The organism is Ralstonia sp. 1B3 (assembly GCF_036631435.1).
This window is the reverse complement of the sequence record NZ_JAPNUG010000012.1, coordinates 32,039-43,582: the sequence shown is the minus strand read 5'-3', so window position 1 is coordinate 43,582 and position 11,544 is coordinate 32,039. Positions and strand designations below refer to the sequence as shown.

General features: G+C 65.3%; 5 protein-coding genes and 4 pseudogenes. 6 read left to right on the top strand and 3 right to left on the bottom strand.

Annotation, left to right across the window (positions count from 1 at the left end; genetic code table 11):
* The 4 genes and pseudogenes from OWR21_RS03520 to OWR21_RS03505 all read left to right on the top strand — a co-directional run.
* Nucleotides 1-599, top strand: a pseudogene (locus OWR21_RS03520) (cell division protein ZipA C-terminal FtsZ-binding domain-containing protein); the annotation flags it as partial.
* Nucleotides 600-609: 10 nt separating this feature from the next.
* Complete coding sequence (gene ligA / locus OWR21_RS03515; RefSeq protein ID WP_332394619.1) at nucleotides 610-3,051, top strand: NAD-dependent DNA ligase LigA; 2,442 nt, start codon at nucleotides 610-612, stop codon at nucleotides 3,049-3,051.
* Nucleotides 3,048-3,581, top strand: coding sequence for a peptide deformylase (gene def / locus OWR21_RS03510; protein WP_147219019.1), 534 nt, complete (start codon nucleotides 3,048-3,050; stop codon nucleotides 3,579-3,581). Before ligA ends, def begins: the two co-directional genes overlap by 4 nt.
* 68 nt (nucleotides 3,582-3,649) lie before the next feature.
* Nucleotides 3,650-4,770: pseudogene (locus OWR21_RS03505) on the top strand (alpha/beta fold hydrolase).
* Between the two features lie 71 nt (nucleotides 4,771-4,841).
* On the opposite strand, the gene OWR21_RS03500 reads toward OWR21_RS03505, so the two are convergent.
* Entirely contained in the window at nucleotides 4,842-6,779 is a 1,938-nt protein-coding gene (locus OWR21_RS03500) for a pseudouridine synthase (protein WP_332394618.1), read from the bottom strand.
* Nucleotides 6,763-9,277 (bottom strand): annotated as a pseudogene (locus OWR21_RS03495) ([protein-PII] uridylyltransferase). The gene OWR21_RS03500 and the pseudogene OWR21_RS03495 overlap by 17 nt, the downstream one beginning before the upstream one ends.
* Between OWR21_RS03495 and OWR21_RS03490 the strand changes: the two are divergent.
* Nucleotides 9,254-9,430, top strand: a complete 177-nt coding sequence (locus tag OWR21_RS03490) for a hypothetical protein (RefSeq protein ID WP_332394621.1) — start codon at nucleotides 9,254-9,256, stop codon at nucleotides 9,428-9,430. The pseudogene OWR21_RS03495 and the gene OWR21_RS03490 sit on opposite strands and share 24 nt — an antisense overlap.
* Nucleotides 9,431-9,467: 37 nt before the next feature.
* Here the strand turns inward: OWR21_RS03490 and map are convergent.
* Nucleotides 9,468-10,291, bottom strand: a pseudogene (gene map, locus OWR21_RS03485) (type I methionyl aminopeptidase).
* Nucleotides 10,292-10,593: 302 nt separating this feature from the next.
* Between map and rpsB the strand changes: the two are divergent.
* Complete coding sequence (gene rpsB, locus OWR21_RS03480; protein ID WP_009238240.1) at nucleotides 10,594-11,337, top strand: 30S ribosomal protein S2; 744 nt, start codon at nucleotides 10,594-10,596, stop codon at nucleotides 11,335-11,337.
* The last annotated feature ends 207 nt before the right edge of the window (nucleotides 11,338-11,544 follow it).

The window sequence follows — 11,544 nt, the reverse complement described above, 5'->3', positions numbered from 1 at the left end:
GAATGCGCTGGAGTTCTCGGAATTCATCAACGCCATCGATCCGCTGTCGGAAGCGGCCGATGCCGTGCCGGAACTGCCGGACATGAACGAGACGATTTCCAACGCGCGCGAACTCGACGCGTTTGCCGCCGAGTGCGACGTGCAACTGGGCGTGAGCGTGATCTCCGACGGGGCGCCGTGGTCGGCAGCGTATGTGCAGACGGTGGCTACGCAAGACGGGCTGGTCCTCTCGCGCGACGGCACGCGCTTCACGCGCTTCCACGCCGGTGCCGATGGTGTGCAGCGCGCTGTTCACCCTGCAGTTTGGCGACACCAATTTCCTGCGCGATGACCTGACCGTCAAGGCGGGTCGTCAGATCACGCTGTTGCTCGATGTGCCGGTGGCGGAAGAGGCGAGCAAGCCGTTCAAGCTGGTGTGCGAATACGCCTACACCCTGTCGCAGCGCATGGGCGCACAGGTGGTGGATGACAACCTGCGTCCGCTGACGGAGCAATCGTTCGTCGCCATCCAGAAGCACCTGCGGGTGCTGTACGACAAGCTTGAATCGCGCGGCATCCCGGCCGGTTCCAGCACCGCGGTGCGCTTGTTCAGCCACTGACGGACGCACGATGCGCAAGATTGCAGAACCCGCGTCCGGTGCCACGCCCGAGGCGCGGGCAGCTTGGCTGCGCGCCGAGCTGAACCGCTACGCCCACGAGTACTACGTGCTCGACCAGCCCAGCGTGCCCGACGCTGAATACGACCGGCTCTATCGTGAGCTGGAAGCGCTGGAAGCGGAACATCCCGAGCTGAAGACGCCCGACTCGCCCACGCTGCGGGTCGGCGGGGCCGTCCTGCCCGAGTTTGCGGCGGTCAGGCATGTCATTCCCATGCTGTCGATCCGCACCGAGACCGACACCACCGCCAACGGCGCGCGCGCCTTTGATGCGAGCGTACGCCGCGAACTGGGTCTCGACGACACGGACCCGCCCGTCGAATATGCCGCCGAGCTGAAGTTCGACGGCCTGGCCATCAGCCTGCGCTACGAGCGCGGTTATCTCGTGCAGGCGGCCACGCGCGGCGACGGCACCACGGGCGAAGACGTCACGCAGAACATCCGCACGATCCGCCAGATTCCGCTGGGCCTGTCGCCCGTTGATGGTCATGTGCCGGACGTGCTGGAAGTGCGCGGCGAGGTCTACATGCGCCGTGACGACTTCGAAAAGCTCAACGCACGGCAGCGCGAGCGCGGCGACAAGACCTTCGTCAATCCGCGCAACACCGCGGCCGGCGCTGTGCGCCAGCTCGATCCGAAGATGGCTGCCGAGCGCCCGCTGTCGTTCTTCGCCTATGGGCTGGGCGAGGTGGTCGGCTGGAAGGGCATGCCCGATACGCATTCCGGCATGCTCGACGCGCTGCAGGCGTTTGGTTTTCCGGTCAGCACGGAACGCGCTGCAGTGAAGGGCGGACACGGGCTGGTCGAGTTTCATGACGCCATCGGTGCCAAGCGCGACAGCTTGCCGTTCGACATCGATGGCGTGGTCTACAAGGTCAACTCACTCGCGCTGCAACGCGAACTCGGCTTTCGCACGCGTGAGCCGCGCTGGGCGGTCGCGCACAAATATCCGGCGCAGGAAGCGCTGACCACGGTGGAGTCGATCGGCGTGCAGGTTGGCCGCACGGGCGCCATCACGCCGGTAGCGCGGCTGGTGCCGGTGTTTGTTGGCGGGGTGACGGTCACCAACGCCACGCTGCACAACGAAGACGAAGTGCGCCGCAAGGACGTTCGCGTTGGCGACACCGTGATCGTCCGGCGCGCCGGTGACGTGATCCCCGAGGTGGTGAGCGTGGTGCTCGACCGCCGCCCGATGGACGACGTGCCGGGCAGTGACTTGTTCGATCCGAAGCAGCAGCCGAAGTACCCGCCGTTCGAACTGCCGAAGACGTGCCCGGTGTGCGGCTCGCATGTCGTGCGCGAAGAGGGCGAGGCGGTGGCCCGTTGCTCGGGCGGTCTGTTCTGCTCGGCGCAGCGCAAAGAGGCGATCCGCCACTTTGCCGGCCGCCGCATGATGGACATCGAAGGCCTGGGCGAGCGTTACATCGACAACCTCGTCGAGCTGGATTACGTGCACGGCATCGCCGATCTGTACAAGCTCAAGCTCGAAGACTTCCTGGAGATGAAGCGCCGCGCGGATGAGCGTGATGGCGTGACGCCCGAGACGGTTTCCGCCGGCAAGATCGCCACCAAGTGGGCCGAGAACCTGCTCGAGGGCATCCAGGCCAGCAAGACGCCGCCGCTGGCGCGCTTCCTTTTTGCGCTGGGCATTCGCCACGTGGGCGAGTCGACCGCCAAGACACTCGCGGACTGGCTCGGCAGCCTGGCCATCATCCGGCGCGCACCCGCGCCGCTGCTGCTCGCGCTGCCCGACGTGGGCGCCACGGTGGCTGAGGCCATCGCCGACTTCTTTGCCGAGCCGAAGAATCAGCAGGCACTGGATGCATTGCTCGAAGCCGGTGTCGCGCCGCAAGGCGAGCACGCGCCCAACGCGAAGCTGCGCGAGAAGCTGGAGCCGGCGGAGCTGTACGCCACGCTCGGCGTGCCCAAGCTGACAGCCACGCGTGCGAAGCAACTGGCCGTGGCAGCGCCAACGCTTGCCCAGCTGGCGAGCGTGGGACCCGAGCAGTTGGCTGGCCTGCCGGCGGATGTGGCTGCGTCGCTGCTCGAATGGCTCGCCTCGCACGACCATCGCGCGCAATTGACGAAGCTCGACGCGTTGCGCGACGAGTTGCTCGCCACCATGCCCGCCCAAGCCGCCGAAGAAGGCCTGCTGGCCGGCAAGACCGTCGTGTTGACCGGCACTTTGCCGAACCTCACGCGTGACGAAGCGAAGGCCATGCTGGAAGCGGCCGGCGCCAAGGTGTCGGGTTCGGTGTCGAAGAAGACCGACTTCGTTGTCGCCGGAGAAGACGCCGGCAGCAAGCTCGCCAAAGCCCAGGAATTGAACGTGAAGGTTCTGGACGAAGCGGGTATGCTCGCGCTGTTAAAAAATCCGGCGGGAGACCAGTCATGATCCGAAACATCCTCAAGATGGGCGACAGCCGGCTGCTGCGGGTGGCCAAGCGGGTCGAGCGCTTTCACACGCCCGAGCTGACTGCCCTGATCGAAGACATGTTCGACACCATGGATGCGGCGCGCGGTGCAGGCTTGGCCGCGCCGCAGATCGGTGTGGACCTCCAGGTCGTCATCTTCGGGTTCGATCGCAACGATCGGTATCCGGATGCACCGGCCGTGCCGAAGACCGTGTTGATCAACCCCACTATCGAGCCGCTGTCGGACGAGATGGAAGACGGCTGGGAGGGTTGCCTCTCGGTGCCCGGCCTGCGTGGCGTCGTGCCGCGCCATACACGCCTGCGCTATACCGGCTTCGACCAGCACGGCCACGCCATCGACCGCATTGCTGAGGGCTTCCACGCCCGCGTCGTGCAGCACGAATGCGATCACCTGCAGGGCGTGCTGTACCCCATGCGCGTGAAGGATTTCACCCGTTTCGGCTTTACCGAAGTGCTGTTCCCGGAATTGCCCGCCAATCACGACGACTGATCGCGACTGCGGGAGCGTCGCACCTGCGGGGGCGGGTAGGCGCGTGTTTCATCCACCACGGAGACGATATGAAGCGCGATGGTTTGAGGGGCTGGCGCGGGCTGGCGCTTGGGGTCGCCATGACGGCGATGCTGGGGTTGGCTGCGTGCGCGGGCCGCAGGCGCCCGAAACGACGGCGGCCGCACCGGTTGCCCAGAAGCCTCAGGGGCCGGTCTGGCAACGCGTGCATCTGGGCGCGGATGCTATGGCCTACGATTTCCCTGTCTACGCCAACCATCCGCTTGATGGCGACCTGCGCGGCATCCGCGAAGTCGTGTTCGTGCAGCACGGCCTGCAGCGCAACGGCAACGACTACTACACCGCTGGGGCCGATCTGCTTCAGGCGAGCGGCCGCAATCCCGAGGAAGTCCTGCTGATCGCCCCGAACTTTCCCGGCACGCCCGATGAAGGCAAGGGTTTCGACGGCATGCCGGTGTGGTCCGTGGATGGTTGGATCGGCGGCTTCAACGCCACCAACGCGCCGTACACGGACCTGAGTTCGCTCAAGGTGCTCGACGACCTGATCGGCTACGTGACCGACCCGGCGCGTGCGCCCAACGTCAAGCGCGTGACGGTGGCAGGCCATTCGGGCGGCGGCCAGATCGTGCAGCGCTACGCTGTGCTCAACAACGTGGACGAGGCCATCCGCAAGCGCGGCATCGACCTGCGCTACGTCGTCGCCAATCCCTCGTCATATCTGTATTTCACGCCGGAGCGCCCGCGCGGCAAGGGCTTTGCGCGCTACAGCACCAGCGTCTGCCCAGACTATGACCATTACAAGTACGGCATGGTCGACATGGTGCCGTATGCCGCCGGCAAGACCGGCCGCCAGTTGTTCAACCGATACGCGCAGCGCCACGTGACCTACCTGGCCGGCACGAACGACAACGATCCGAACCACCGCGTGCTCGACAAGCTGTGCGGTGCCGAGGCCGAAGGCCCGACGCGCCTGGACCGCGCGCGCAACTACTGGCGCTACGAACACCACATGGCGGGGCGCAAGCGCGTCAACCACCAGGCGCACGAAGTGGTGGCCGTAGGCCACGACCAGGCGAAGATGTTCGGCTCGCGTTGCGGCGCGCAAGCCGTGTTTGGCATGCCCGCATCGGCCAACACCACCGGGGCAGCCTGTCAGGCTCCGCGTCTCTGACTCAGGCGACGGGCATAAAAACCGGTCAGCGTATTGCGCGCTGACCGGTTTTTCTTTGGGGCACAGGCGCCTCAGAACTTCTCGAACGGCCCCAGGAACCGCCACTGGCCGACCGGCAGGTCGCCCAGCACGATGCTGCCCATGCGGATGCGCTTCAGGCCCACCACTTCCAGTCCCACCTGTTCGCACATGCGGCGGATCTGGCGCTTCTTGCCTTCACGCAGCACGAAGCGCAGCTGCTCTTCGTTCTGCCAGCTCACCTTCGCGGGCTTCAATGCTTCGCCGTCGAGCGACAGGCCAAAGCGCAGCTTTTCCATCAGCTCTTCGGGGAAGACCTTGGAAATGTCGCGCTCCACCACGCCGTTCGGCGAATGCCACACCACGCGCACCAGGTATTCCTTCTCGACCGTCGAATCCTCGCCGATCAGGTGGCGTGCCACGCGTCCGTCCTGCGTCAACACCAGCAGGCCTGTGGAGTCGATATCCAGCCGACCGGCCGGCGCCAACGCCCGACGCTGCCACGGCGCGAAGCGCTTGCGTGTAGGGTCACCTTCCCATTGGTTTTCCGGCACGAACAGCGACACCGCCGGCTGATAGCCATCTTCCGCCTGGCCCGACACATAGCCGACCGGCTTGTGCATCAGCACGGTTACGCGCTCGCCTTGCTCCGAACGCGCTGCCTGGTGGATTTCGATGACCGCATCCGGCTTGACGCGCGAACCCAGCTCGGTGACGGGCTCGCCGTCCACCAATACCCAGCCGCGCGGAATCCATTCATCAGCCTCGCGGCGTGAGCACAGACCCAGTTCGGACATGCGTTTGGACAGACGGACCAGTCCGCTCGATTCGGTTTGCGCGGCCTGGCGCGGCGCCTGCTCCTCGGCATGACGCGGGGCCCGCTCCTCACGCTCGCGCTCGGGCCGTTGCGGACGCGTCGGACGGTCTTCAAAGCGGCGCGGCGGACGGTCGTTGTCAAAACGACGCGGAGGGCGTTCGTCATCGAAACGACGCGGTGCGCGGTCATCGCCATAGCGGCGCGGCGGCCGCTGCTCGTCGTCGAATCGACGTGGCGGGCGTTGGTCGTCACCGTACCGGCGCGGCGGGCGCTCATCGTCAAAGCGCCTCGGAGGACGCTGGTCGCCATCACGACGCGGCGCGCGTTGATCGTCGCCATAGCGGCGCGGGCGCTCGTCATCGAAGCGACGTGGCGGCCGTTGGTCGTCGCCGAACTTGCGCGGCGGGCGTTCGTTGTCGAATCGACGCGGAGGACGCTCGTCGTCGAACCGGCGAGGCGGGCGATCCTCGAACCGTCGCGGAGGACGTTCGTCGTCGAAACGACGCGGTGCCCGTTGCTCATCGTCGAATCGACGAGGCGGGCTCTGATCGTCAAAGCGCCGTGGAGGACGCTGGTCGCCATCGCGGCGCGGTGCGCGTTGATCGTCGCCATAGCGGCGCGGGCGCTCGTCGTCGAATCGACGGGGCGGCCGTTGGTCGTCGCCGAACTTGCGCGGCGGACGTTCATCGTCGAACCGGCGAGGCGGGCGATCTTCGAAGCGACGCGGCGGACGCTCATCGTCAGAGCGGCGGGGCGGTCGTTGCTCGTCGTTGAATCGGCGCGGCGGGCGCTCGTCGTCAAAGCGTCGCGGCGGGCGCTCGCCTTGCATGCGGCGCGGCTTGGCGTCGCGCGTCTGGCCATCGTCGTCGCGGCGGGGCGGGCGTGCCGGGCGCGCAGGCTTGCCGGCGCCTTCTTCCGGCTTGGGGCGGCGTTGCGATGGGCGCAGCGGCTGGCGCTCGCGGTTCAGGTCGGACGAGCGCAGCGGCTTGCCGGTCGAACGCACGGCATTGCCTTCGTCATCGCGGCGCACGCCGAGCGTGGTGCGCTTGCCCGGGCGCGTGGCGCGCTGCGTCGGGTCGCTGGCGCGGCGCTTGTCGTCGTCGCCCGGAAAATCATCGGAATCGGTAGTCATGAATCTAGACCGGTAAGGCTGGCGCTCAGATGGCGAGCGCATCGAGCAGCTCGCTTTCAAGCTCGAGCTGCAGTTTGTTGTCCTGGGTCAGGCGAGTGCCGTCGACCAGGAAGATGTCTTCCACGCGCTCGCCGAGCGTGTTGATGCGCGCGGTGTGCACCGACACGCGACGGTGTGCGAGCACGCGGGCAATGGCGTAGAGCAGACCGGTGCGGTCTGTCGCAGAAATGGAGAGCAGGTAATACTGGCCGCGCTCGTCGGCACGCAGGTCGACGCGCGGCTTGATCGGGAAGCTGCGCGACTGGCGCGAGATGCGCCCACGCGGCGGCTCGGGCAGGGCGGTTTCGCGCGAGATCTGCTCGGCCAGTTCGTGTTCGACCAGCGTGATGATGTCGCGGTAATGGCCGGGCTCCACCAGGCCGCTGCTGGGGTCGGCCACCTGGAAGGTGTCGAGCGCGTAGCCGTGTTTGGTGGTGTGAATCTTGGCGTCCAGAATCGTGAGGCTCTTGCGCTCGAAGTAGCCGCAGATGCGCGCAAAAAGATCGGGCCGATCCGGCGAATACACCGCCACCTGCAGGCCAACGCCCGCCGGCGAAATGCGCGCACGCACGATCGGGATTGTCGTGTCGACGCGGTTGTAGAAGTGCCGCGTGAACCAGGCAATGTCGCGCGCGTCGTGACGCAGGAACACGCCAACGTCGAGCTGTTTCCACAACGCCTCGTGCGCGGTGTCGTCGAGTGCGGCCAGGCGCAGCAGCGCGCGCTTCTTCCTTGCGGCCTTCGAGCACCGCGTGCGGGTCGGCGGTGGCGCCGCCCAGCACACGCAGCGTCATGCGATACAGGTCTTCCAGCAGCTTGCCCTTCCAGGCGTTCCAGACTTTCGGGCTGGTCCCGCGGATGTCGGCAACGGTGAGCAGATACAGCGCGGTCAGCCGACGTTCGGTGCCGACCAGATCGGCGAAATGGCGGATGACTTCCGGATCGCCGAGGTCCTGCTTCTGGGCGACCTGGCTCATGGTCAGGTGATGCTCGACCAGCCAGACGATCAGGTCTGCGTCTTCCTTGGCGATGCCGTGTTCCTTGCAGAAGCGGCGTGCGTCGGACATGCCGAGCACGGAGTGGTCACCGCCGCGTCCCTTCGCAATGTCATGGAACAGCGCCGCCACGGTCAGCACCCACGGCTTGTCGAAGTTCGCCATCAACTGGCTGCAGAACGGGAACTCGTGCGTGTGCTCGACGATGGAGAAGCGTCGGATGTTGCGCACCACCATCAGGATGTGCTGATCCACCGTGTAGACGTGGAACAGGTCGTGCTGCATCTGCCCGACAATGCGGCGGAAATTGACCAGGTAGCGGCCGAGTACGCTGGTCTGGTTCATCAGGCGCAGCGCGTGCGTGATGCCCTGGGGCTGCTGCAGGATCGACAGGAACAGCGCGCGATTGGCCGGATCCTTGCGCCATTTGGCGTCCATCAACGTCCGCGCGTTGTAGAGCGCGCGCATCGTGCTGGCTGCCAATCCCTTGATGCCGCGCGTCTGCTCGTACAGCAGGAAGGTTTCCAGGATCGCCGTCGGCTCGCGCTGGTAGAGATCGGCGTCGGCAATCTCGAGCATGCCTTGTCGCTCGACAAAGCGATCGTTGATCCGCCGCGTGATACCGAGCTCGCTCGGGAACAAACGCGCCTCGATGTTCTGCAGCACCACGGTATTGAGCTGCGTGACGGCCTTGGCGACCCAGTAATAGCGGCGCATGAGCTGTTCGCTCGCGCGCTTGGCGGTGGTGGGGCGGTAACCGAACGACTCGGCCAGTTGCGTCTGCAGGTCGAACACCAACACGTCCTGCCGCCGCCCGGCCAGCAGGTGCAGACGCGCGCGGACGGTTTTGAGCAAGCGCTCATTGCTTGCCAGCTCCTGCGCTTCACGGCGCGTCAGCAGGCCGTTGGCAAGCAGCTCGTTCCAGCTCGAACCGAAGCCGGCCGCGCGCGTCATCCACAGAATGACTTGCAGGTCGCGCAGACCGCCAGGGCTTTCCTTGCAGTTCGGTTCGAGCGAGTAGGGCGTGTCCTGGTACTTGGCATGCCGCTGACGCATCTCCAGCAGTTTCGACTGGAAGAAGTCGGCCGCGTGCAGATGGCCCTGATAGTGCGTCTCGAACGTGCGGTACAAGCCTTCGTCGCCGGTCAGTAGACGCGCTTCCAGCAGCGATGTGCGTACCGTGACGTCCTGTGCCGCTTCGTTGATGCACTCGTCGACCGTGCGCACCGACGAGCCGATGTCCAGCCCCATGTCCCAGCAGCGGCCGATGAAGGCTTCCAGCCGAGCCTCCAATGCCTTGTCTGCGGAGCCCGGCAGCAAGAGCAGGATGTCGACGTCGGAATACGGGAACAGCTCGCCGCGCCCGTAGCCGCCCACGGCAACCAACGCGCAGTCGGCTGGCATCTGCTCTTCCCGCCAGAGCCGCACCAGCGCACGGTCCACCGCGCGTGCCAGCTTGGTCACGAGCTGCTGAACATTGGCGTGCTGGTCGAACTGCGCGAACAGCTGCGCGCGCTCAGCTTTCAGGGCGTCGCGCGGTTGGACTTCTTCGGCAGGGGCGGCGGCAGCGGAGGGCATGAGTGGAGCGTGAATGAAACAGCGACCGGAACGAGCCGGTCGCTGCTGGTGTTGAGCCGGTGTGGGGCGAGATCAGCGTGACGGTGCTGCCGCTAGCGGCGCGGCTCGCCCGCGATGATCAGGCCGTGGCCGGCGCGCCTTCGTGTACGAATTCGGGTGCCGGCGGCGTCAATGCCGATACAGTCAGCACTTCGTAGCCGGTTTCCGTCACCAGAAGCGTGTGTTCCCACTGCGCCGACAGGCTGCGATCGCGCGTCTTGACGGTCCACTGGTCGGGCATCGTGCGGATGTCGCGCTTACCTGCGTTGATCATCGGTTCGATCGTGAAGATCATGCCGGCCTTCAGCTCCATCCCGGTACCGGGGCGGCCGTAATGCAGGATCTGCGGATCTTCGTGGAATTTCTTGCCGATGCCGTGGCCGCAATATTCGCGCACCACGCTGTAACCGGCGGCTTCGGCGTGCTGCTGGATCACGTGGCCGATGTCGCCGAGGCGGGCCCCGGGCGCACTGCGGCAATGCCCTTCCACATGCATTCGAACGTCACCTGCGTCAGGCGCTTGGCCAGAATCGACCCTTCGCCCACAACGAAGGTGCGGCTGGTATCGCCGTAATAGCCTTCCTTGGTGATGACGGTGATGTCGAGGTTGACGATGTCGCCGCTCTTGAGCACCTTGTCGCCGGGAATGCCGTGGCAGATCACATCGTTGACCGACGTGCAGATCGATGCCGGGAATGGCGGATAGCCCGGCGGGGCATAGTTCAGAGGCGCCGGCACGGTGCCTTGCACGTCACGCATGTAAGCGTGGCAGAGCTGGTCCAGCTTGCCCGTGGTCACGCCGGGCACGACGAATGGGGTGATGTAATCCAGGACTTCCGACGCAAGCCGGCAGGCCACGCGCATGTGCGCAATGTCTTCGGCGGTGTGAATGGTAACGGCCATGCTGTGACTCTTTCTGCACGCAAGCGCAAAGCGCCGCGTCGTGGCTAAAGCATGAATTATCGCACCAAAGCACGCCGGCCGGGGTTTTCGGGCGCTGCGCGCCAGCCTCGGCCCGTTTGCCGCGAATGCTCGGAAGGTATTGAGTCGATTGGCTTTTTGCCGCTATAATCGCCGGCTAAGCAGTTGCCGGTCGTGTGGCCGGTGGCGCTTGAAATCGCGAGCCGCTTCACCGCGGGTGTTTTTCGTAACGCATGCGAAAAATGTCTGAGGCGGCTTTAGACCTAACCCGACTGGAGAATTTCATGTCCGTGACCATGCGCGAAATGCTGGAAGCCGGTGTCCACTTTGGCCACCAAACTCGCTTCTGGAACCCCAAGATGGCCCCCTACATCTTCGGCCATCGCAACAAGATTCACATCATCAACCTGGAAAAGACGCTGCCGATGTACCAGGACGCACTGAAGTATGTGCGCCAGCTGGCAGCCAACCGGGGCACCATTCTGTTCGTCGGCACGAAGCGTCAATCGCGTGAGATCCTGGCTGAAGAAGCGGCTCGCGCAGGTATGCCGTTCGTCGACAGCCGCTGGCTCGGCGGCATGCTGACCAACTTCAAGACGGTCAAGACCTCGATCAAGCGCCTGAAGGACATGGAAGTCGCCAAGGAAGCCGGCGCGACCGAAACCATGAGCAAGAAGGAAGCGCTGATGTTCGAACGCGAAATGGACAAGCTGGTGAAGTCCATTGGCGGCATCAAGGACATGGGCGGCATTCCGGACGCCATCTTCGTGGTGGACGTTGGCTACCACAAGATTGCCGTGACCGAAGCTGCGAAGCTGGGTATTCCGGTGATCGGCGTGGTCGACACGAACCACTCGCCGGAAGGCATCGACTACGTCATCCCGGGTAACGACGACTCGAGCAAGGCTGTTGCGCTGTACGTGCGCGGCGTGGCCGACGCGATCCTGGAAGGCCGCGCAAACGCGGTCCAGGAAGTGGTTGAAGCCGCTCGCGGCGGCGACGACTTCGTCGAAGTCCAAGAAGGCTAATACACAAGAAGGCGCGCGCCCGCCGCATTGCCGAGCGGGAAGCGCGTCAGGCCATATCGGTGATGTTCTGCGAAGGCGGTGCATCCGAGGTGAAGGCCAGACAGGGGCGCGTAATAAACGCCCCTTTTTTTAATTTGTCATGCGGATGTCCCACACGCGTCGTATCTCGTGGGGCGACCGGATGGAAACCGGACGACAGGCCGGCGT